At 61.9% G+C, this 20,339-nt stretch carries 23 protein-coding genes; 15 read left to right on the top strand and 8 right to left on the bottom strand.

The genetic code is table 11. The features are described 5' to 3' along the window. Positions 1–2: 2 nt before the first annotated feature. The 6 genes from iolD to OVA06_RS13855 are packed head-to-tail and all read left to right on the top strand — an operon-like array spanning position 3 to position 7,882. Positions 3–1,985, top strand: a complete 1,983-nt coding sequence (iolD, locus tag OVA06_RS13880; RefSeq protein WP_268159090.1) for a 3D-(3,5/4)-trihydroxycyclohexane-1,2-dione acylhydrolase (decyclizing) — start codon at positions 3–5, stop codon at positions 1,983–1,985. Between the two features lie 43 nt (positions 1,986–2,028). Beyond that, the gene (locus tag OVA06_RS13875; RefSeq protein WP_268159088.1) at positions 2,029–3,543 is read left to right on the top strand and encodes a CoA-acylating methylmalonate-semialdehyde dehydrogenase; all 1,515 of its coding nucleotides are present in this window, start codon (positions 2,029–2,031) and stop codon (positions 3,541–3,543) included. Positions 3,544–3,566: 23 nt separating this feature from the next. Next, positions 3,567–4,478, top strand: a complete 912-nt coding sequence (locus OVA06_RS13870) for a sugar phosphate isomerase/epimerase family protein (RefSeq protein WP_056083841.1) — start codon at positions 3,567–3,569, stop codon at positions 4,476–4,478. Between the two features lie 45 nt (positions 4,479–4,523). After that, a complete protein-coding gene (locus tag OVA06_RS13865; RefSeq protein WP_056083844.1) occupies positions 4,524–5,537 on the top strand; it encodes a Gfo/Idh/MocA family protein in 1,014 nt (337 codons plus the stop codon). A gap of 42 nt (positions 5,538–5,579) precedes the next feature. After that, positions 5,580–6,455 (top strand): sugar phosphate isomerase/epimerase family protein, encoded by an 876-nt coding sequence (locus tag OVA06_RS13860; RefSeq protein ID WP_056083847.1) that lies wholly within the window; start codon positions 5,580–5,582, stop codon positions 6,453–6,455. Continuing rightward, positions 6,452–7,882 (top strand): sugar porter family MFS transporter, encoded by a 1,431-nt coding sequence (locus OVA06_RS13855; protein WP_268159083.1) that lies wholly within the window; start codon positions 6,452–6,454, stop codon positions 7,880–7,882. The genes OVA06_RS13860 and OVA06_RS13855 overlap by 4 nt, the downstream gene beginning before the upstream one ends. Before the next feature lie 93 nt (positions 7,883–7,975). On the opposite strand, the gene OVA06_RS13850 is transcribed toward OVA06_RS13855, so the two are convergent. Continuing rightward, entirely contained in the window at positions 7,976–8,425 is a 450-nt protein-coding gene (locus OVA06_RS13850) for a MarR family winged helix-turn-helix transcriptional regulator (RefSeq protein ID WP_268159081.1), read from the bottom strand. Positions 8,426–8,588: 163 nt separating this feature from the next. Here OVA06_RS13850 and OVA06_RS13845 point away from each other — a divergent pair, with 163 nt between their 5' ends. Beyond that, complete coding sequence (locus tag OVA06_RS13845; protein WP_268159079.1) at positions 8,589–9,812, top strand: MFS transporter; 1,224 nt, start codon at positions 8,589–8,591, stop codon at positions 9,810–9,812. Between the two features lie 287 nt (positions 9,813–10,099). Here OVA06_RS13845 and OVA06_RS13840 read toward each other — a convergent pair whose 3' ends face one another. Continuing rightward, on the bottom strand, positions 10,100–10,591 hold the full coding sequence (locus OVA06_RS13840) for a hypothetical protein (protein WP_268159077.1): 492 nt from the start codon (positions 10,589–10,591) through the stop codon (positions 10,100–10,102). Positions 10,592–10,711: 120 nt separating this feature from the next. Between OVA06_RS13840 and OVA06_RS13835 the strand changes: the two genes are divergently transcribed. From OVA06_RS13835 to OVA06_RS13825, 3 genes are all read left to right on the top strand, one after another. Beyond that, positions 10,712–11,176: a hypothetical protein gene (locus tag OVA06_RS13835; protein ID WP_268159075.1), complete on the top strand. Its 465-nt coding sequence runs from the start codon at positions 10,712–10,714 to the stop codon at positions 11,174–11,176. A 546-nt stretch (positions 11,177–11,722) separates the two neighbouring features. Beyond that, entirely contained in the window at positions 11,723–12,016 is a 294-nt protein-coding gene (locus OVA06_RS13830; protein ID WP_268159073.1) for a hypothetical protein, read from the top strand. Between the two features lie 1,041 nt (positions 12,017–13,057). Continuing rightward, positions 13,058–13,483, top strand: coding sequence for a hypothetical protein (locus tag OVA06_RS13825; RefSeq protein ID WP_268159071.1), 426 nt, complete (start codon positions 13,058–13,060; stop codon positions 13,481–13,483). A 198-nt stretch (positions 13,484–13,681) separates the two neighbouring features. Here the strand turns inward: OVA06_RS13825 and OVA06_RS13820 are convergent, their stop codons facing one another. After that, on the bottom strand, positions 13,682–14,548 hold the full coding sequence (locus OVA06_RS13820; protein WP_268159069.1) for an AraC family transcriptional regulator: 867 nt from the start codon (positions 14,546–14,548) through the stop codon (positions 13,682–13,684). A 314-nt stretch (positions 14,549–14,862) separates the two neighbouring features. Between OVA06_RS13820 and OVA06_RS13815 the strand changes: the two genes are divergently transcribed. Continuing rightward, positions 14,863–15,228 carry a DUF6188 family protein gene (locus tag OVA06_RS13815; protein ID WP_268159067.1) on the top strand — a complete coding sequence of 122 codons (366 nt, stop codon included), beginning with the start codon at positions 14,863–14,865 and terminating at the stop codon, positions 15,226–15,228. Between the two features lie 75 nt (positions 15,229–15,303). Here the strand turns inward: OVA06_RS13815 and OVA06_RS13810 are convergent, their stop codons facing one another. Then, positions 15,304–15,990, bottom strand: a complete 687-nt coding sequence (locus OVA06_RS13810) for a hypothetical protein (RefSeq protein WP_268160799.1) — start codon at positions 15,988–15,990, stop codon at positions 15,304–15,306. 535 nt (positions 15,991–16,525) lie between these two features. Here OVA06_RS13810 and OVA06_RS13805 point away from each other — a divergent pair. After that, a complete protein-coding gene (locus tag OVA06_RS13805; RefSeq protein WP_268159065.1) occupies positions 16,526–16,873 on the top strand; it encodes a hypothetical protein in 348 nt (115 codons plus the stop codon). A gap of 112 nt (positions 16,874–16,985) precedes the next feature. On the opposite strand, the gene OVA06_RS13800 is transcribed toward OVA06_RS13805, so the two are convergent. Next, positions 16,986–17,402, bottom strand: coding sequence for a hypothetical protein (locus OVA06_RS13800; protein WP_268159063.1), 417 nt, complete (start codon positions 17,400–17,402; stop codon positions 16,986–16,988). A 124-nt stretch (positions 17,403–17,526) separates the two neighbouring features. On the opposite strand from OVA06_RS13800, the gene OVA06_RS13795 reads away from it, so the two are divergent. Both OVA06_RS13795 and OVA06_RS13790 read left to right on the top strand, forming a co-directional pair. Next, entirely contained in the window at positions 17,527–17,883 is a 357-nt protein-coding gene (locus OVA06_RS13795) for a DUF6984 family protein (protein WP_268159061.1), read from the top strand. A gap of 127 nt (positions 17,884–18,010) precedes the next feature. Further along, positions 18,011–18,415, top strand: a complete 405-nt coding sequence (locus tag OVA06_RS13790; RefSeq protein WP_268159059.1) for a VOC family protein — start codon at positions 18,011–18,013, stop codon at positions 18,413–18,415. Positions 18,416–18,512: 97 nt separating this feature from the next. On the opposite strand, the gene OVA06_RS13785 is transcribed toward OVA06_RS13790, so the two are convergent. Next, positions 18,513–19,061, bottom strand: a complete 549-nt coding sequence (locus tag OVA06_RS13785) for a hypothetical protein (RefSeq protein ID WP_268159057.1) — start codon at positions 19,059–19,061, stop codon at positions 18,513–18,515. Further along, positions 19,058–19,417 carry a PadR family transcriptional regulator gene (locus tag OVA06_RS19800; RefSeq protein WP_442793550.1) on the bottom strand — a complete coding sequence of 120 codons (360 nt, stop codon included), beginning with the start codon at positions 19,415–19,417 and terminating at the stop codon, positions 19,058–19,060. The genes OVA06_RS13785 and OVA06_RS19800 overlap by 4 nt, the downstream gene beginning before the upstream one ends. Before the next feature lie 124 nt (positions 19,418–19,541). On the opposite strand from OVA06_RS19800, the gene OVA06_RS19795 reads away from it, so the two are divergent. Next, positions 19,542–19,784 (top strand): HIT family protein, encoded by a 243-nt coding sequence (locus tag OVA06_RS19795; RefSeq protein ID WP_442793581.1) that lies wholly within the window; start codon positions 19,542–19,544, stop codon positions 19,782–19,784. 200 nt (positions 19,785–19,984) lie between these two features. On the opposite strand, the gene OVA06_RS13780 is transcribed toward OVA06_RS19795, so the two are convergent. Then, complete coding sequence (locus OVA06_RS13780; protein ID WP_268159055.1) at positions 19,985–20,320, bottom strand: hypothetical protein; 336 nt, start codon at positions 20,318–20,320, stop codon at positions 19,985–19,987. Positions 20,321–20,339: the final 19 nt, after the last annotated feature.

The raw sequence follows: 20,339 nt of genomic DNA, 5'->3' as shown, positions 1-20,339 counted from the left end.
CCATGGGCACAACTACGCGCAGGATGACGGTGGCCCAGGCCGTCGTCGAATACCTTTCCAAGCAGTACACCGTTGACTCCATCAACGGGGTGGAGTACCGCGAGCGGCTCATCCCGGGCACGTTCGGGATCTTCGGGCACGGCAACGTGGCCGGTGTGGGCCAGGCGCTGAAGCAGTACCAGCAGCTGGACCCGGCCGTCATGCCGTACTACCAGGGCCGGAACGAACAGGCCCAGGTCCACCAGGCCGTCGGCTACGCCCGGCACACCCGCCGCCGCCAGACCTATGCGATCAGCACCTCCATCGGCCCCGGTTCCTCGAACCTGCTGACCGGTGCCGCGTTGGCCACCACCAACCGCCTGCCCGTGCTGTTGCTGCCCAGTGACACGTTCGCCATGCGGGCCGCTGACCCGGTCCTCCAGCAGCTGGAGCAGCCCTACGCGTACGACATCACGGTCAATGATGCGTTCCGGCCGTTGTCGAAGTTCTTCGACCGGGTCAACCGGCCCGAGCAGCTGTTCTCCGCCTTCCACCACGGCCTGCGCGTCCTCACCGACCCGGCCGAGACCGGCGCGGTGACCATTTCCCTGCCGCAGGACGTCCAGGCTGAGGCCTTCGATGTCCCCGGGGAGTTCCTGGCCGAACGGGAGTGGCGGGTCCGCCGCCCCGACGCTGATGCTGAAGACATCGCCCGCGCCGTCGCAGCGATCCGCTCCGCGAAACGTCCGCTGATCATTGCCGGCGGCGGCGTCCTCTACGCCTACGCCAACGACGAACTGGCGAAGTTCGCCGAGCTCACCGGCATTCCGGTGGGCAACACGCAGGCCGGCGTCGGCGTCCTGCCCTGGGACCACGCCCAGTCCCTCGGCGCGATCGGTTCCACCGGCACGACGGCGGCGAACGCCATCGCAGCCGAGGCGGACCTGATCATCGGTATCGGCACCCGCTACGAGGACTTCACCACCGCGTCCCGGACAGCTTTCCAGAACCCGGACGTGCGCTTCGTCAACATCAACGTCGCCCCGATCGACGCGTACAAGCACGGCACTACGCTGCCGATCGTCGCCGACGCCCGCAAGGCACTGGTCAAGCTCAACGCGGCCCTGGGCGGATACCGGATCGGCGCCGACCTCGAACAGCAGATTGCCTCCGAGAAGAAGCGCTGGGACGCCACGGTCGACGAGGCCTTCGCCCAGGACTACGCGCCGCTGGTGAGCCAGAACGCGATCATCGGCGCCACCAACAAAGCCATGGACGCCCGCGACGTCGTGATTTGCGCTGCCGGGTCCCTGCCCGGTGACCTGCACAAGATGTGGCGCGTCCGCGATCCGTTCGGCTACCACGTCGAATACGCCTACTCCTGCATGGGCTACGAAATCCCCGGCGGCCTCGGAGTCAAGCGCGCAGCCCTCGCCGAAGCGGCGAGCACGACGGCGGCAGGCGGCCCCGCCGGGACCGGCGCGGCTGAGGTGCGCGACGTCGTCGTGATGGTGGGCGACGGTTCCTACCTGATGATGCACACCGAACTGGTCACCGCCGTCGCCGAACGCATCAAACTGATCGTGGTGCTGATCCAGAACCACGGCTACGCATCGATCGGCTCGCTCTCCGAATCGCTCGGCTCGCAGCGCTTCGGCACCCAGTACCGGGCACTGAACGAAGAACAGCACAGCTTCGACGCGGGGGAGACCCTGCCCGTGGACCTGGCCCTTAACGCCGAGTCCCTTGGTGTGAAGGTCATCCGGATCGAACCGGGCGAGAAGGTCATCGCCGAACTCGAACAGGCCGTCCGGGACGCGAAGGCTGCCCCGGAAGGAACCGGGCCCATCCTGATCCACGTCGAATCCGACCCCCTGCTGGACGCGCCGTCGTCGGAATCGTGGTGGGATGTCCCCGTCTCCCAGGTGTCCGAACTGGATTCCACCCAGCAGGCCTTCCAGACCTACACCGACCACAAGTCCCGTCAGCGCAAACTGCTCGGCTGACCCTGTACCTCCATCCCCTTCGAACCACTCAAGGAAGAGTCCCATGACTGCCACCACCACTGAAACCACCGTCATCAACCACTTCATCAACGGCGCTGAAACCGCCGGCGAGGGGGACCGCACCACCCCGGTCTACAACCCGGCCACCGGCCAGGTCTCCGCTGAGCTGCGCCTGGCCAACCGCGCCGACCTGGACGCCACCGTCGCGGCCGCACGCGCCGCTGCCGATACCTGGGGCGATATTTCCCTGGCCAAGCGCACGGCTGTTCTGTTCAAGTTCCGTGAACTCGTCGCCGCCCATGTGGACGACCTTGCCGAGCTGATCACCGCCGAGCACGGCAAGGTCCTCTCCGACGCCAAGGGCGAAATCGGCCGCGGCCTCGAAGTTATCGAATACGCCTGCGGCGTCCCCACCCTCCTCAAGGGCGACTACTCGGACCAGGTCTCCACCGGCATCGATGTGTTCTCCTTCCGCGAACCCCTCGGCGTGGTGGCCGGCATTACTCCGTTCAACTTCCCCGTCATGGTGCCGCTGTGGATGGCGCCGATGGCCATCGCCACCGGCAACGCGTTCATCCTCAAGCCCTCCGAACGCGACCCCTCCGCTTCCCTGCTGCTCGCCAAACTCTGGAAGGAAGCCGGCCTCCCGGACGGTGTGTTCCAGGTCCTGCACGGTGACAAGGAAACCGTGGACGGGCTGCTGACCCACCCGGACGTGGACGGCATCAGCTTTGTTGGTTCGACGCCGATCGCCCAGTATGTCCACGAAACCGCCACCAAGCACGGCAAGCGCGTCCAGGCCCTGGGCGGGGCGAAGAACCACGCCATCATCCTGCCCGACGCCGACCTCGACAACGCCGCCGACCACCTGGCCGCCGCCGCCTTCGGTTCCGCCGGCGAACGCTGCATGGCCATCTCCGTCGCTGTCGCCGTCGGGGACGCCGCCGATGCCCTCGTCGCCAAGGTCCAGGAACGTGCCGAAGCCGTCAAGGTCAACAACGGCACAGAACCCGACGCCGAAATGGGCCCGGTGATCACGCCCGCCTCCAAGGAACGCATCCTGCGGATCGTCACCGAAGCCGAGACTGCCGGCGCCGCCATGGTGGTTGACGGCCGCGACCTCGTGGTCCCCGGCCACGAAGACGGCTTCTGGGTGGGCCCCACCGTCCTGGATCACGTCAAAACCGAAATGACCGCCTACCAGGAGGAAATCTTCGGCCCCGTCCTCGTCGTGGTCCGCGTCGACACCCTCGAAGACGGCATCGCCCTGATCAACGCCAACCCCTACGGCAACGGCACCGCCATCTTCACCTCCTCCGGCGCCGCCGCCCGCAAGTTCCAGCGCTCCGTCACGGTGGGCATGATCGGCATCAACGTGCCCCTGCCCGTCCCGGTGGCTTACCACTCCTTCGGCGGCTGGAAGGCTTCCCTCTTCGGCGACAAGCACATCTACGGCCCCGAAGGCGTATCCTTCTACACCCGCGGCAAGGTCATCACCTCCCGCTGGCCCGAAACCCATCACGCCTCCGGCGCCTCCTACAACTTCCCCTCCAACTGACACAAGAGAGAGACAACGCTGTCATGACTGAGAACAAGCTGATCATCGGCACCGCACCGGACTCCTGGGGCGTCTGGTTCGCCGACGACCCCCAGCAGACCCCGTGGGAGCGCTTCCTCGACGAGGTGGCCGAGTCCGGCTACAAATGGATCGAACTGGGCCCCTATGGCTACCTGCCCAACGATCCCGCCCGCCTGGCCGAGGAACTGAAGCAGCGCGACCTCAAAGTCACCGCCGGTACCGTATTCACGGCCTTCCACCGCGGCCTTGACCAGTGGGAGACCGCCTGGGAACCGGCCCGCAAGGTGGCCGAACTCACCGCCGCAATGGGTGGCGAGCACATCGTGGTCATTCCGGCCATGTGGCGGGACGACGTCACCGGCGAAGCCGTGGAAAGCGGCCAGCTCACAGAGAAGGCCTGGAGCGACTTGTTCGCAGGGCACAACCGGCTGGGCAAGACCCTGTTGGAGGACTTTGGCCTGCAGCAGCAGTTCCACTCGCACGCAGACTCGCACGTGGGCGCACAAGCGGACATCGAAACCTTGCTCGCCGCAACGGATTCGAAGTACCTGAACCTGTGCCTGGACACCGGCCACGCCGAATACTGCGGTGCTTCCAGCTTGGAACTGATCAAGAACTACCCGGACCGCATCGGCTACCTGCACCTGAAGCAGATCAACCCGGACATCCTCAAGAAGGTCAACGAGGAAAACATGACCTGGGCCGCAGCCAACCTCGCCGGCGTGATGACCGAGCCGCCAAACGGGCTGCCCGACCTGCGCGCCGTCATCGAAGCAGTGGAGGCACTGAACCGCCCCATCTTCGGGATCGTGGAGCAGGACATGTACCCGGTGGCCTTCGACGTCCCCATGCCGATCGCCAAGCGCACCCGTAACTACCTGCTGTCCTGCGGTTCCCGCACCGCCGTCAGCTGACGGACCAGCACAGCCCACTCCCTCCAGATCCCAAAGGACAGAATAATGACTGAAACCCTCCGCGTCGCCGTCATCGGTGCCGGGCGCATGGGCGCCGACCACATCCAGCGGCTCCACCAGCGAATCCACGGCGCCGAAGTGGCCGCCGTCGTCGACGTTGACCTCGCCCGTGCCGAGGCCGCCATCGAAGGCATCCCGGGCGCTGTGGCCCTCGCTGACGCCGAGGAAGCGCTCAACAACGGCGACGTCAACGCCGTCCTCATCGCCACCCCCGGCTTCCTGCACGAGGACATCCTTTTCAAGGCCATCGCCAAGGACATCCCCATCCTCTGCGAAAAGCCGCTGACCCCGGATGCAGAGTCCTCGCTGAAAATCGTCGAGGCTGAGGTGGCCTTGGGCCGCAAGCGCATCCAGGTGGGCTTCATGCGCCGCTTCGACGCCGAGTACGCCGCCCTTGGCTCCATCATCCGGAACCAGGAACTCGGCGAACTGCTGATGCTCCACCATCAGCACCGCAACCCCACCACCCCGGCAGGCTTCACCAACGAGATGCTGATCAATGACTCCGTGGTCCACGAGTTTGACGCCATCCGGTTCTTCACCGGCGAGGAAATCACCTCTATCCAGGTCCGCCTCGGCAAGGCCACGAAGAACGCCCCGGCCGGCCAGCACGACCCCCAGCACGTCCTGATCGAAACGGAGTCCGGTGTCCTGGCCGACGTCGAAATCTACGTCAACGCAAAGTACGGCTACGAAGTGGCTACCCAGGCGTCCTTCGAGGAGGGCGTCGTCAGCATCGGCGGTGACAAGGGCCCCTACACCCGCAGCGCCGGCCGCTGGGGCGGCAACGTCACGCCCGGGTTCGAGGAGCGCTTCGGTGCGGCGTACGACGTCGAAATCCAGTCTTGGGTGGACGCGGCACTTAGGGGCGAAATCGGCGGCCCCTCCGCCTGGGACGGGTACGCCACCGCAGCGTGCTGCGAAGCCGGCGTCGAAGCGCAGAAGAACGGCGAGAAGGTGGCAGTGAAGCTGGCCGCCAAGCCGGACCTCTACAGCTAGTTCCACCTTTCCGGCCTTCCTGATCCACAATGGAGTGTTTACGTGAAAATCGCACTTGACCCCACCCCGTACCACCACTCGCACAGCCTCCTGGAGTTTCCGCGGGTGGTGGCGGACCTTGGCTACAAGTACATGCAGATGACCCCGCACGCGGACTTCATCCCGTTCTACAACCACCCCAAGGCCGACGATGAGCTCGTTGGCCAGCTGGGCAAGGCCTGCAAGGACGCCGGGATCGAAATCGCGTCCATTCTCCCGGTGCTCCGCTGGTCCGGACCGGACGAGGACGCCCGTGAAGCGGCGGTCCGGTACTGGAAGCGAGCCATCCAGATTGCTGTGGACCTGGGCGTCAGCACCATGAACACGGAGTTCAGCGGCCGGCCCGAAAAGGCCGAGGAATCCGAGCGGGCTTTCTACCGGTCCATGGAGGAACTGCTGCCCATCATCGAACGTGAGGGCATCGACCTGCTGATCGACCCCCACCCCGACGACTTCGTGGAAGAGGGCCTGGCGGCCATCCGCGTGATCCGGGGCGTGAACTCGAAGAACGTGGGCATGGTCTACGTGGCCTCGCACAGCTTCCACATGAAGAACCAGCCGCTTGAGATCATGCGCGCGGCGGGGGACAAGCTGCGCCTGGTCCACGTGGCCGACACCATGGACCACCACGCCTCGCACGGCCTGCGCTACATCACCAACCCGCCGGGCAACCCGGTCCGCGTCCACCAGCACCTGAAGGTTGGCGACGGCGACGTGAACTGGGACGAGTTCTTCGGCGGACTGAAGGAAATCGGCTTCCTGGACCGCGAGGACACCGTGATGGTTTCCAGCGTCTTCGCCGAGGACGACAACGCAGACGAGGTGTCCCGGTACCAACTGGACACCATCCAGCAGTACGTCCAGAAGGTCAGCGTATGAGTGTGCCTGCGCATACGGAAACCAAGCCCGGGAACCACAAGAAGGCGCTCCGGACAGTCACCATCATCTCTACGTTCGGCGGCCTGCTGTTCGGCTACGACACCGGCGTGATCAACGGCGCGCTGCCGTACATGCAGGAGGACCTCGGCCTGACGCCGCTCACAGAGGGCCTGGTGACATCCTCGCTGCTGTTCGGTGCGGCCTTCGGTGCACTGTTCGGCGGCCGGCTGGCCGACCGCAACGGCCGCCGCAAGATGATCATGGTCCTGGCCGTCATCTTCCTCGCCGGCACGCTCGCCTGCACCTTTTCGCCGACCACTGAAGTGATGATCGCTGCGAGGTTCGTACTGGGCCTGGCCGTGGGCGGTGCCTCCGTGACGGTTCCGGTGTACCTTGCGGAAGTGTCACCGAGCGACCGGCGCGGGCGGATCGTCACGCAGAACGAGCTGATGATCGTCACCGGCCAGCTGCTGGCCTTTATCTTCAATGCCTACCTCGGCAACACCTTCGGCGAGGCCGGCGGCATCTGGCGCTGGATGCTGGTGATCGCCACCCTTCCTGCCATCGCGCTGTGGATCGGGATGAACTTCATGCCCGAGAGCCCCCGCTGGCTCGCTTCGATGGGCAGCTTCGGCGAAACACTCAGCGTGCTGCAGCGGATCCGGTCCCAGGAGGAGGCCCGGAAGGAGTTCGAGGAAGTCAAAGCCATGGCCGTGGAGGACTACAAGTCCAAGATGGGCACCTGGAAGGACCTCGGCATTCCGTGGCTCCGCCGGATTTTCTTCGTGGGGCTGGGCCTGGCGGTGATCCAGCAGATCACCGGCGTCAACTCGATCATGTACTACGGCACCCAGATCCTGTCGGAGTCGGGCTTCGGCCGCGAAGCGGCACTGACCGCCAACATTGCCAACGGCGTCATCTCGGTGCTGGCCACTTTCGTAGGCATCTGGCTGCTGGGCAAAGTGGGGCGCCGCAGGATGCTGATCACCGGACAGGCAGGCACCACGACGGCGCTGCTGCTGATCGGGTTCTTCTCACTGATCCTGCCGGAGGGCTCCGTCCGGGGTTTCGTCATCCTGGCGCTTACCGTGACGTTCCTGGCCTTCCAACAGGGCGCCATCTCACCGGTCACCTGGCTGATGCTGTCCGAGATCTTCCCGCTGAAGATCCGCGGCCTGGGCATGGGCGCGTCTGCGTTCCTGCTGTGGATCGTCAACTTCCTGGTGGGCTTTGGCTTCCCGCAGCTCCTTGCGGCCATCGGGCTGTCCAACACGTTCTTTGTTTTCGCCGTACTGGGTGTGGGTGCCATCGCATTTGCCGCGAAGTACGTCCCGGAGACCAAGGACAAGAGCCTCGAGGACCTGGAGCACTACTTCAAGAACGTAGCCGGGCAGAAGCCCGGGGCCGCCGCCGGCAAGGCGAACTAGCCCGGCCGCCTATCGTTGCCCCACAACAGGTGATGCCCCTCCGGTGATTCCCGGAGGGGCATCTTCTGTTGGTGCTGGAAGGTTGGGCCGTGACTACGCCGGAACGTGAAGCGTGGGCAGCGCACCCACCAGGGGTGCAAGTTCCGGCAGCGCCTGCGCCTGTTCAAGCGCACGTTCCAGCGTGGCGTCGTGGACCGGGCGGGCTTCGGCAAGCAGCGTGTTTCCGCTGGGGGTGAGCTCGGTGTAGATGCCCCTCCGGTCGTCGTCGCAGAGGATCCTGGTCAGCAGGCCCCGGTCCTCGAGCCGGTTCACCAGGCGGGTGGTGGCACTGGGGCTGAGGGCCGTGGCGCGGGCCAGCTGCTGCATGCGCATGTGCCAGCCGTCCTGGCGGTTCAAGGCGTCCAGGACGGTGTACTCCACCACGGACAGTTGGGACTCCGCCTGAAGGGACCGTTCCAGCTCGCCCTCGATCAGGCCATGCAGGGCCGCCAGGGTGCGCCAGCCCTGCGCGCGGACCTCGACGGCGTCGTCCTTGATGCCCATGGATACTCCTTCCGTTAAGCCGCTGCGGAGGACCGCTGCCAGCGATATAGAAATAGTTGCTTGCGCGGTATATTTGCATGTGCAACAATAAATACCGCGCCTGCAACTATTTTAGGCGCCATTTCCCCTCAGAACAACCAGAACAGCTCAAAGGAGCATCACCATGCCTGTTGGCCTGATCGCCCTCGCCCTTGGAGGGTTTGGCATTGGACTTACCGAATTCGTTATCGCGGGCCTCCTGCCTGACGTTGCCGCCGACTTCGGGGTGAGCGAGGCGTCCGCCGGATGGTTCATCTCGGGCTACGCGCTCGCCGTGGTGGTGGGCGCCCTGGGATTGACGGCGGCCGTGACCAGACTGGAGCGCAAACCCGTCCTGGCCGGCCTGCTGGTGCTGTTCATTGCCGGGAACCTGCTGTCCGCAACGGCTGCTGACTACTGGCCCATGATGCTGGGGCGGGTCATCGCCGCACTCGCGCATGGTGCCTTCTTCGGCATCGGGGCGGTGGTAGCAGCAGGCATGGTGCCGCCCAGCAAGAAGGCAGGTGCCATCGCCCTGATGTTCACCGGGCTCACCGCCGCCAACGTCCTGGGTGTACCGTTCGGCACGCTGCTGGGCCAGGCCGCTGGTTGGCGGGCCACCTTCTGGGCCATCACCGTGATCGGCGTGGCGGCGCTCGCCGGCATCCTGGCGCTGGTGCCCCGGCAGGCCGGTGCAGCTGAAGCCGGCGGAAGCCTGCGTTCAGAGCTTGGCGCGTTCCGCTCCGGCCAGGTGTGGCTGTCCATCGTGGTGACGGTCCTGGGTTTCGGCGGCATGTTCGGCGCGTTCACGTACATTGCTTACACCCTCACAGAAGTGTCGGGATTCGCCGCCTCAACCGTCCCGTGGCTCCTGATCGTGTTTGGCGTGGGGCTGTTCGCCGGCAACACCCTTGGCGGCAAAGCGGCAGACCGGAACGTGGACCGCACCCTGCTGGTGGTGCTCGCCGTCCTGGCTGTGGTCCTGGTGGCATTCGCCCTTGTGGCAGCCAACCCCGTGCTGACCGTGGTCTCCCTGGTGCTGATGGGAGGATTCGGTTTCGCCACCGTTCCCGGACTGCAGATGCGCGTCATGAAGTACGCTCCGGGTGCGCCTACCTTGGCCTCCGGCGCCAACATCGGCGCGTTCAATGTGGGAAACGCCCTGGGCGCCTGGCTGGGAGGCGTCACCATTACGGCAGGCTTCGGGTACACATCGCCCATTTGGGCCGGAGCTGTCATCACCCTCGCGGGCGTGGCCGTCATGGCCTTCGCTGCGGCGGCTGCCAAGCGGAGCGAAACCCGCACTGGTACGCCAGCCGAAGCCCCGGGCGGGGCGTCGGCGGAGGCCGCCGGCGCGGTCCGCGTCTGAACCATCCGCCAGGTACCCGATGGAGGCCCGCTTTCCCGGGACTTTAGGTGGTCTGGTCCCGAAAGAATATTCAGAGGCCGTCCCGCATCAGCAAAAGTGCGACGGGGGAAGAGTCGAAACGTAGGACCTTCCATGTCAGGAAGCGCTGGCCGCCCGGGAACCTACCGCAATGCAAGAACTAACGGGCTATGGACTCCTTTTGGCCCTCTTAGGGTATCCACTGAGGACGGCACCCGGCGCTCCTCGCACGATGAGGGATCCCGCACCGGGCGCTAGCTCGCGTGCTGTCAGTTCGGTGATTTGAGCGGCATCGCTCTGGCCATGAGAGCCATTCGCTCGTCAGGGCTTGTTGGGGTGCGAGTCACTTGCACGGAGGTGAAGACGATGTCGAACTCTCCGCAGGGATCGGTGATCATGCTGTGCAGGAAGCTACCATCGGCGGCGGCAGTTAGTTCATCTCTCAGCAGTTCGAAGGGGCCGGCCATTTCTGCAAAGCCCGATTCGATGATTGTCAGTGTGGCGCCCCGATAGCGGACATGAAGCCACTCGTACCCGGATTCGTTGTCACCGATCAGTGCGCGGAGTTCGACCGTCTCAGTGTCGACCTGGTGAAGTCTTTCGATGACTCCGTCATGGACGTTGATCTCGATAAGTTGCTCTGCACCGGAGTGAAGCCGAGTTCGGACTAACTGACGAGCATCCCTCCACTGCTGATCCCTCTTCTCTTCTTCCCTGACAGAGAGACTTCCTGCAAACACTTCCCGGGTAAGCCACTGCATAGGCATAGACCCCAGCCTATGCTCAGCAGCAGGTGGGTTTGTTTGCAGCGGCCCGCTGAGGGATCCCTGCCGGGCGCATGACGTGCTCATATCGCGCGAGACCTATGTAAAGCTGATCAGATGAAGCTGCAGCCGACCCCTGCCCAGGCCATGGCCCTGTTGGCCTCGGGACTGCTAGACGTCAAGGCCTTTCCCGACATTGCTGCCCAGTGGCTGGTAGATGGCATGGATTCGGAGAACCTTCCCATGCTTGCTGGCGCCGACAACCAGGATCCTAACGACATACGCGACTTATGGACAGCAACCCTAAACGACCTCGCATTCCAGCCCGTACCACTTGAAAACCGCTGGCCTCTGATCTGGGCATACGAACTGTCCACGTGGAAAGCTGGCGAGCGAACCAAAGGCCAAGTTCTCCGAGACGCCGTTAAATACCTTCAAGAAGTCGAATATGAAGACCGGGACGCCGAGGAAGCCTGGGAACTTTGGTACCTGTGGGACGCGCTCGGCAGCACCTACTACCCACCCAGGACCGATGCTGAGATTTGGGGCGATGTGGAGAGGTACCTCCACAGCTTCGATTGACCTACTTCGGGATCCGCGTGGGCCCTGGCGACATGTGCAGATGAAGATCGCCAACCGGACGCCTGGCCGGTCTAATGGCCATCGGTCCGAGTGTTCGGTCATTCTTCTCGGCTTCATGCATCATCGGGCTGAGGCGGCCGTAGAGCCAAGCAAGCAATTGATGGGTGACCCGTGGAACACCTACGCCGCCCACCAGACCGCCGATAGGATCTTAAGGAAGAACGTCCCCGATGTCCCGGTTCTGCGCACTTATCGGCGCAGGCGATTTTCTACAGAGAGGATTTGGCATGGCTAAACGAAGAATGCACGGCACGTGGATCCTTTATCTCATCCCCCCATTTCTCGTGGCCTACGGACTTGTTTGGCTTATGAGAGACGTCTGGAACTGGTTCTAAGCAACTGACGGCGGAGTGGCAGCTAGTGATGCACCACTAATAACGGCACTGCACCGTGGGTCTCCGTAAGACGATCCCTTACCGGGCCACCCTCGCCGGAACAGTAAGCCGAATCCTCAAAGTCGATCCTGGCGACAGAGACAATGATTTCATGAGTGATCAGCCTTTCGAGTCCGAGGTTTCTTCAGCCGACCCAGCATGGAAGGCTCCTGACATTGAATTGATTGCGGTTGCTAGAGAAAACGCGGTTACTCTGCAGGCCCTCCTGCTAGCCGCGCAAGACCATGCCCGCAAACTAGATGAGGCCCTGCGAGCCATTAAAGACTCAGGCGTATCTCCAGTCGCGATCGCGGCTGACGCCGGCTTGGGTGAAGCGCATGTCTCGGCTGTACTCGCCGGCCAAACTACCCTGGACTTTCTTATGGAACACTCACGAACCGACTAACCCTTATGGTCGCGGTCGTCCCAGTGGGCCACCGGCGCACCGTGCCCCAAGACGATCCCTCACCGGACATTGCGACTGGTGAGGGACACTGCTGGCGACAGAGCCTTCACAGCGTTGCTAGATTAAGTCTGTGAAACATAAGGACTGCCATGACCCCATCTAACGAGCGCTTGCGTCATCTACAGATGTTGGCCGGCGTCGTCCTGATGAGTGGCGGCTTCCTCGTCGGGGTGCTCTGCGTATTAACGTTGGGGGCTTCGCTAGCGCAGCCGCTCTCAGCCGAATCATATGTCTTCTGGACCGCTCTGCTAGCTAGCTGCTTAGCCGCCATTGCAGTTTCTTTGGTCCTCCGACGGCGGTACAAACAATCTGCCCCCGACAAACAATGAACATCTGCGTTGGATGGTGGAACTTTCACAACGCTAATTGACGCACCGTGGGTCCCGGAAGGGGATCCCCTATCGGACGCAGGAGGGTGCGTCGGCTGACTGTAATTGAAATTGGCATTTGGGGACGCTATGGTGCGCCAAGTCCGTGGTAGCGTCCACTTATGCAAGTGACTCCACGGACCAGACGTATGGGACGCTGGCTTCTCGTTTTCCTTGCTGGATTTGTCCCGTTCGCCATTTTTTGGCCTATCTATGGCCCAACAACTGCTTTCCTCATCGGAGTGCTGGTGGCGGCCGTTGTTATTGTCACCGACCGGGCATTGCGATCCACTCGTCGAGCAAGATAAAAAGATTCGGCGAGGGCTTTATCTGTTTAGCGAGTCTCGGCGCCAGCGGGGTCCTGTCTGCAGATCTATTATCAGCGGTCCTCCGCTCATTAGCACGGACGATACCGTCTCGAACCCCCGCGCTAATCACTTTGAGCCTAGCGCCGAGTAGGCTGACAGCACGGTTGAAACAGTCGAATGAGTGCCGGTCGAGGATCGGCTTACGGGCGCACAGCTGTAACGATCGGTAGGGTTGGAGCCATGGGGGCGAAGAATTATGAACAGCTCGGCCACTGGGTGTTGCGCCAAAAGACGGTGAATACACCATGAAGGATGGCGCTAACTCAGATGCAGAGCAAACAGCCATTCCGGAGGGGTTGACGGAAGAGGACCTCAGGCTGGGCAAGGTAGCTTGCCGGCGGGTCGAAGTCGTCAAATGGATCGCCCTGGCAGTCTGCATCGGCATTGCCATTTACACATTCACGAGTGTTCCCTGGGAAACCAGGATGCCGTACGACGGAAAGTACGACAGGAGCGGCAAGGGGCTCCCCATGCAGGTTGCGATGTTTCCCGCTCCGGCTATGCTTGTCGGATTCCTGCGTTCGGGAAGGAAACCCGATGCATATCAGATGGGCAAAGGTTCACGCATTGCGACCTACATCCTCATACCGGCTGTGGCTATTGGCTTAGCCTGGGGCCAGTGGATCATGGCGGAAGGAATCCTGATTGCAGGCGGAGCGCTCCCCGGATAGGAGATATAAGCCGAAGGACCGCGGCGGTATGCCCAGCAAATCTCGCCCTGGGCGTCTACTAACTCTAGGGATTTGAGGCCCAGCGTTTGTGGCGCAGAGAGTCGACTGTCGCGTAGGAGGATCCTTCGCCGGGCACCCGAACCCCGCAGGAAAGTAAGCCGTGCGCCCGCCGGCATTGTCCTTCCGGCGGGCGGTCTGTCACGCGCGTTCTACTGGGAGCCACAATTCGCAGCTCGCTGTGCTGAAGTCGGCGGCGCGGTCTAGGACTGCCACAATCGAGGGGCCCGGGCGCAGCTGCCACGGGTTGGACGGGAACCAATCGGTGGCAGTGGCGGCCCAGGTGGATTGCAGAACTTCCGGGTACGCCCCTTCGGCGTGGAACACCGCCCAAGTGCCTGCGGGGACCTCGATCGCGTCGAGCTCCTCGGGAGCCGGGGTCGTTTCGGTGACGGCCACGCCATGGAGGTAGGTCAGTTCGCTGCCCTCCGTGTAGTCCGGGTCGACGTCGGCGCTCACCTGGAGCAGGCCCATGGGGTCGGTGTTGCTCAATTCCTTGAGCCGGGCGTGCTCTGCTGCTGGCAGTGAGGCGATGTGCGCCTGGATGTACGGGTTCGGGCCGTGGTGGATAAGCGGTACACGGGTCGAACGGCCGATGAGTCGGAATGCCGGCCGATCTGCGATGCGGGTGTCCATCGTGGTGTTCCCTTCTACGGTCAGGCGGAACCTGAGCTGTGGTTGCGTGCGAAGGGGCCCGCCGTCCCGGCGCACGTCGCCCGGACCGACGCCGTGCACTGATCGGAATGCCCGGCTGAAAGCCTCGGTCGAGCCGTAGCCATACCGCACCGCGATTGCCAGCAGCTCGCCCGTTCCGAGAACGTCTGCTGCAGCCACCGTCATGCGGCGCCTGCGGACGTACTCGGAGAGCGGCATGCCGGCCAGAGCTGAGAACATTCGGCGGAGGTGGTACTCCGTCATGCCGAGACTGACCACCAAGTCATCAATGGGGATCTCCTCAGTGAGGTGGCCGTCGATGAAATCGACGAGTTGATTGAGCGCTGCGATCACGGTTCCCCCTTCGACTACAAGCCTGCCCGTCTGGTTCACCCCGCACCCTACTATTGCTGACCGATTCGATCGCCGCTCACCTTGCAGAGCGCCCGTAGGCCGGTGGTTCACAGGACGCTTTAGGCGCCCGCTTGGGATCGGCTTACGGACGCTCCTTTGGACTACCGCGACGCCGTGAGAGACGCTCTTCGTTTTTGGGCTGCCGGGCCATGGGCAGGGCTAGGGTGGAGCTTAGTAGGAAGGGGGCCGTTGTGGCATATGTTCCGGCGTCCATGAGCGGGGCTCAAAGATCCGAGGGTTACTGGCTTCTCGAGGTGAGTGGGCAACTCATCCTGCAACTCGTCCTGGATTTCCAAGTAACTCTGGTTCTCGAACATTTCAGAATCACCATCGAGGAGAGCTTCGTTCTTGAGCACCCCGATGGCACTTCACATGTAGTCAAACCGGGCGGCGGCTTCGACCAGCTCAGTCCCGTTCTGCCGCTCTCGCGCTCCAAGGTGGTTGCTGAGGCAAGAGCCTTCGACGACGGGCGGCTTGAAATTGTCATCCAGGACGGCTTCCGGCTGAGCGTGGTGCCGGAATCCGAGTCGGCGTACGAAGCGTGGAACGTCACTGGTCCAGACGGATTACTGATCGTGTCCACGCCCGGAGGTGAGCTGGCCCTTTGGGGCAGCTCGTAGAGGGATCGGCTTACGGACGAGGTTCCCCTAGGGGGCGACGTCAAGCTTGGTGTTGCTGTGTTTGGAATGGAAGCGTTAGGTCCGGGGCGTGAATTGGACTTGGATGTGCTTGAGCTCAGTGCGGGGAAGCACCGCGGTCACCACGCCGCCGCCTGCCAGTTGGGCTCCGATACCGTAGACGAACGGGTCCGTATCGACCTCTGCACCGGGCATATCGACTCCGTTGATGACGCTCCTGGCCTGGCTGTTGACCATCCGGCCGGTAACTGTGGGGGCGTGCTGGTCCCACGGGTTGCTGCCCGGCCAGAGCTCTTGCCGATACTGGTTCATGAGGATGTGGTTGACATGGTCAACCAACAGGCTTCGAACCGAAGAACGCTCGGATGGATCGCGGTGCCAGGTGGTTCGCACGGCATCCTCAAGTTGCGGGTAACGCAGGCGCTCCACGTACTCGATCAGCCAAGGGGGCCGCGGCCATGGCGGAACTTCCTCGATCGATCTGCGTGTCTTCTCGTTGAGGTCCGCGAGGTTTACCGGGTCTGAGCGGTCATCCGGGTTTCGCCAGAGCGTATAGGTGATGCTCGCCGTCATCTCGTTGTACCCACGATCATCTTGGCCATAGGTCACACCAACGCTGTCGGTGTCCTCCAACGATGGTTGAGGCGCGAGCCCCATCACCGGAATGGGCATCAGCTTCAGGCGCTCGGCCCATCCGGCCCGCGGGTCAGGAGCGTCTGAGGGGAGAATTCCGGCCACTCGCATACCTCGAATATGAACCACACGAGGGTGCCTGTAAATGGGAACTGGGTTTCGGCCCGCATTCATGAGCAGGCCTCTATGTGTCCGTAAGTCGATCCCCAAACGGACGACTCCGAGTATTGTCCGTCTCATGGAGGCGCTAAGCATGGTCTGATGGACGGATGAAGAACTGGGTTTGGGGCGTAACAGGAGTAGCTACATTATGTATGGCTTTAGCCCTGATCGCAGTGGGCTTCCTTCAGCCTGGAGTCACATGCGCTGAAGACGATAGTTCCGCCGGCTGCCCGTCGACGCCTGTTCATGCAGTAATGCTGGGATCAGGCACTGTTCTACTTCCAACGGGTATCTTGTTCCTAATTCGATCAGGGAAACAAGAACGCCTGGCACCGGATTTGGTAGCTCCATTCAAGTAGCGGACTCTTCAAGGTCGCTACGAGTGGCACGTTGATGGATCCTCAAGCGGACGCCGGGTAGCGTGAATGATTTGCAGTCAGTTCGAATTAGTTTCCGCGATTGGTGGACTGAAGGAGGAACGTACGTGGTGTCGCAGGAACAAAGACGAGAGGCGGTCTATGACCTCATCCAGTTGCGGTACCCGTTGCAGGAGGCCTTGGCTCGACTGTCGCCTTATAAATGGCCATCGCAGGAAGAGCTCGCCACTGCCTTTGCTCGGGATATCGACCATGCACTTGATGAATTTTGGGCCGGGAAGATTAGTGCAGATGATCTTTGCGCATGGGCTGAGGAAGTGCAGGGCCGAGAAGATATTGCACTGAATCCCGAGGATCGCGATTTCTTGGCGGATGCACTCTTCCAGCTGTCCACGCCCGAGATTTGTGGTCCCGCTGATGAGGTGGCCGTTGCCCTCAGGCTGCGGCGGACCTAACGCCCAGGCCTCAGAGCAGAACACCAGAGCATTCGATAGAGGATCCTCCATCGATCTCGAAAACGGAGTGCTTGAAAACCGCCTGACGGGGCTCGCCAAGGGCTGTTGGACACTAGAGCGACTTCAGGTCAGCGGCAAATTCTCCAAAGCGACGGAGGGGTAGGCGTCGCCACCACCATGCATCTTTAGCGTCGGTACTGTAGAAGCGCCTTAACTCTTCGGCATTGTCCTCGGTTGTTGCGGCCAGAAACCGCAAGTCCAGGGCGTTCAGTTCCGGTTCCCGGACTGTTCGCACGTGCTCTGCAATCAATGGCCACACGGCCGCCAACCAGTCACGGCAGGCCAAGTCGTTCGTGTATTCGTCCACCATGTCGCTGTAACCCAGTTCGACCTCGGCCACGAGCTGCTCCCAGGCTGTCATCATCTCATCGAGGGTGAAAGCTTTCTTCCAGCCATGTTCTCGGAGTATCCGACCTGCCTGATCGAGCGACTCATTGTCCTCGGCTGTGAATCCATTCATGGCTCCCATTGTCAGTCCCTCAGGGCGGCCCAGTACAAAATCCCCCGAAGATGGATCCCTTCACGGGCCTTCCTGCAGATCCTCCAGGCAGGAAAGCCACATCAACTGCTCCCTCGAGTATTAGGATCCCTAAATGAGTCCTAGAAGCCTGCTGCCTGGTGAAGTATTGATCATGCGTTCTTTGCTTGATCACGCTTACGAGCCGAAGTGGAAAGCAGTCGACTTCGCATCCTTCCGCGTTACCGATATGAACGACGGAGGAATGGGCAGCCTCTCATTCGAAAGCACCAAATCAGACCGAAGGTTCGGCCGTACTCTGTCCGAGGGTTGGTTTAAGGATGAAGACGGGTACCCCTGCGTCGTCGCAATGCTTCTGGACAAAGAGGACGAGATCTTTGAACTAGACAGCTTCAAGGTCGATTCTTCTGCGCGGCGCCGGCTTCCCGAGTCAGAGGCGGAGATACTTTTCGACAACCCACATATGGACTAGTTCTGTGAACGTCCCCGGCCATCGCTCCAGAGGTTAGCTGTAATGTCCGCGGGAGGATCCTTTGGCGGGCACTGGCCGCTGCCGCGAAACGGCTGGCGGTGACCTGGCGTATGGAAGACTCACCCTCGTGAACAACGATTCCAAAGGGACTTTGCACCATATCGAACTCTGGGTCCCTGACCTGGGTCGGGCCAAGCAGGAATGGGGCTGGGCATTAACGAACCTGGGGTACTCGATCCATCAGAGCTGGAGCGCAGGGATCAGCTGGCGGCTCGGTCTGACATACATCGTTGCTGAGCAATCACCGGGCATGAGCAGCTCGGAACACGAGCGCACACGTCCAGGGCTTAACCACCTAGCGCTCCATGCCGGCAATAAAGAAGATCTCGATCTGTTTGTCGAAGAAAGCCGCCATCACGGCTGGGTACAGCTGTTCCAAGAAAAATACCCGTTCGCTGGCGGGTCCGAGCACTACGCTGCCTATCTCGTAAATTCTGATGGATTCGAGCTGGAACTTGTGGCGACCATCTAGGCGGATGCAGCATCGTGTCCGGTAGAGAATCCTCTACCGGACGCGCGGCAGCGACATCCCAGCTGACATCAGCGCTATGCGGGCGGATAGAAGCCCTTTAGGCTTGGCGGGCGTTGTGGTGGATCAGCCTTTTGACTGTGATGAATGTGGCGGGGATTAGAAGTACTGTGCTGCAAACTATCTGGACGACGGTGGTGTTGATGTTCCCGGCCCCTGGCCAGGGGACGTAGCCGAAGCGGTTACCGCCATATTCAACAAACTCGGTGATTGAGGTAGCGACGCCGAGCAGCGCCAGAAGTGCGAGGGCTACCCAGACAAGGCTGCTGAGACGGATAGTCACGAGCGCGTTGGAGGGTTGGGGTGTAGCCGGTGATGCGTTCATCTTCTTGCCCTTTCGTTGGTGCTTGCTGCTCCAGATGAGGTCGGCGGACAGGCCGCGGAGCGCACGACTAGCTATTGCCCGGTTAATTGCTCCTTGCGAGAGTTCCCGTTGCTGTCCGTCCGCCAGCTGCTCGTAGATATCAGAGAGGAGTTCTTGACGTCTTTCTTGCGCCACGTTCGCCGGAACGAAGCTTGTGTAGAAGTCGACCCACAGGAGGACTGCCGACATGGTTCTCGAAGTCGGGATGTCGTATAGAGCGGTCATGGCTGAACCGGGCGCAGGGTAGTTATCGGGCGCGGTGCCGTGGCCGGAGCGGGGTGGGACGCGTGGAGAGCGGCGACTCCCTTGGATGAAATGCGGTAGTGGCGCCGGCGCGGCCGACGTTCAGTCTCTGCAATCTCAGGATCTTCCCACTCGGTTTCCAGTAGGCCGGCGTCGGCCATACGCGCCAGTGCCTTGTAGAGGGTGCCATGGCCCGTCAGGGACTTTCCACCATCTCCAGACAGAGCACTCGCAAGCGCAAATCCGTACATGGGTTTGCGGTCTAACTCGGCTTTCTTAGCGATTTCCAGGACGCGAAGTTCCAAAGGAAGTAGCGTCCCTGCTTTTCGTCGCGGCATGCTGAAAGAATAGGAAGATACCTTCTCTTAAGTCAATGCCCGCCAAATCTGTTGATCTCTCGTCACCCGCTTCGTCCTAAATCCCTAGCCTCACGCCTGCAACGGTGCTGGCGTCCGGTGAAGGATCCTCAAACGAGAGCTGAATCCCCTAGGACTGACCCTGATTCAGAGCAGCGGTGAGGCGGCGTGGCAGGACGTGTTTCACCTGCATATTCACCTTGTTTCTCGATATCAGGGAGACAGCCTCGTCCGCCCTTGGGGTCAGGTTCCGGGCAAGCCTGAGGCCGTAGGGCAGCTAAACGATTCCCGCGCTCTAACCGTCGACCTGCGCGGAGCAAGCGGCTACAAGCAGCAACTCATTCGCTGAGTGATCCTTTAGCGGGCGTGACTAGTTCGCTGCTCTATCGCGAAAAGATCCTGCCTCGAATTGGTGCCTGAAAATCGAGAGTGCATGGTTTTGGTGCCTGCTGCTGCCCCAAGCACCAATTACCATTTTGACTGCCCGTAAGCCAGTCGATCGATCTCGCACCGCGGAAGCCCGCCGCGACGTTCGTCGTTTTCAGCGGTCTAAGGTTCGAGTAAGACAAGCTCGACCAGGTCCGGTCCTTCGCCCCAGTTCCTAAGTACTTTCCGGGCACTGTCGTACTGCTCTGAAAGGGGAGCTCGCTGTTCTATGAGGGGAGAGAGATCAATGACGAAGTCCAGCATCGGATACAAACCGTCAGGATCCGATCTAAAACCATCCAGGCCAGCAAGCCTCAACCCGAGCTGCTGGGCCCTGTCCAGCGCATCAAAAACTATCTCGATACCGATTAGAACAGCTGACTCTTCGACGCTCACTTGATCTGGAAACTCGGATGCCAGGGCTGCGATGAAGTCGTCTTCTATCAATCGTTTCTCCAATTCTCTTTGACCTTGGACG

Origin of the sequence: Pseudarthrobacter sp. SL88 (assembly GCF_026672455.1) — a bacterium.
GTDB lineage: Bacteria > Actinomycetota > Actinomycetes > Actinomycetales > Micrococcaceae > Arthrobacter.
The sequence above is the reverse complement of the archived record's forward strand: the minus strand, read 5'-3'. Positions and strand labels throughout refer to the sequence as shown.

Bases quoted from the DNA above. Each gene is read 5' to 3' on its own strand.
- iolD (WP_268159090.1), top strand. From the start codon at position 3: ATGGGCACAACTACGCGCAGGATGACGGTGGCCCAGGCCGTCGTCGAA.
- OVA06_RS13875 (WP_268159088.1), top strand. From the start codon at position 2,029: ATGACTGCCACCACCACTGAAACCACCGTCATCAACCACTTCATCAAC.
- OVA06_RS13870 (WP_056083841.1), top strand. From the start codon at position 3,567: ATGACTGAGAACAAGCTGATCATCGGCACCGCACCGGACTCCTGGGGC.
- OVA06_RS13865 (WP_056083844.1), top strand. From the start codon at position 4,524: ATGACTGAAACCCTCCGCGTCGCCGTCATCGGTGCCGGGCGCATGGGC.
- OVA06_RS13855 (WP_268159083.1), top strand. From the start codon at position 6,452: ATGAGTGTGCCTGCGCATACGGAAACCAAGCCCGGGAACCACAAGAAG.
- OVA06_RS13850 (WP_268159081.1), bottom strand. From the start codon at position 8,425: ATGGGCATCAAGGACGACGCCGTCGAGGTCCGCGCGCAGGGCTGGCGC.
- OVA06_RS13845 (WP_268159079.1), top strand. From the start codon at position 8,589: ATGCCTGTTGGCCTGATCGCCCTCGCCCTTGGAGGGTTTGGCATTGGA.
- OVA06_RS13840 (WP_268159077.1), bottom strand. From the start codon at position 10,591: ATGCAGTGGCTTACCCGGGAAGTGTTTGCAGGAAGTCTCTCTGTCAGG.
- OVA06_RS13835 (WP_268159075.1), top strand. From the start codon at position 10,712: ATGAAGCTGCAGCCGACCCCTGCCCAGGCCATGGCCCTGTTGGCCTCG.
- OVA06_RS13830 (WP_268159073.1), top strand. From the start codon at position 11,723: ATGAGTGATCAGCCTTTCGAGTCCGAGGTTTCTTCAGCCGACCCAGCA.
- OVA06_RS13825 (WP_268159071.1), top strand. From the start codon at position 13,058: ATGAAGGATGGCGCTAACTCAGATGCAGAGCAAACAGCCATTCCGGAG.
- OVA06_RS13810 (WP_268160799.1), bottom strand. From the start codon at position 15,990: ATGCGAGTGGCCGGAATTCTCCCCTCAGACGCTCCTGACCCGCGGGCC.
- OVA06_RS13800 (WP_268159063.1), bottom strand. From the start codon at position 17,402: ATGGGAGCCATGAATGGATTCACAGCCGAGGACAATGAGTCGCTCGAT.
- OVA06_RS13795 (WP_268159061.1), top strand. From the start codon at position 17,527: ATGAGTCCTAGAAGCCTGCTGCCTGGTGAAGTATTGATCATGCGTTCT.
- OVA06_RS13785 (WP_268159057.1), bottom strand. From the start codon at position 19,061: ATGACCGCTCTATACGACATCCCGACTTCGAGAACCATGTCGGCAGTC.
- OVA06_RS19800 (WP_442793550.1), bottom strand. From the start codon at position 19,417: ATGCCGCGACGAAAAGCAGGGACGCTACTTCCTTTGGAACTTCGCGTC.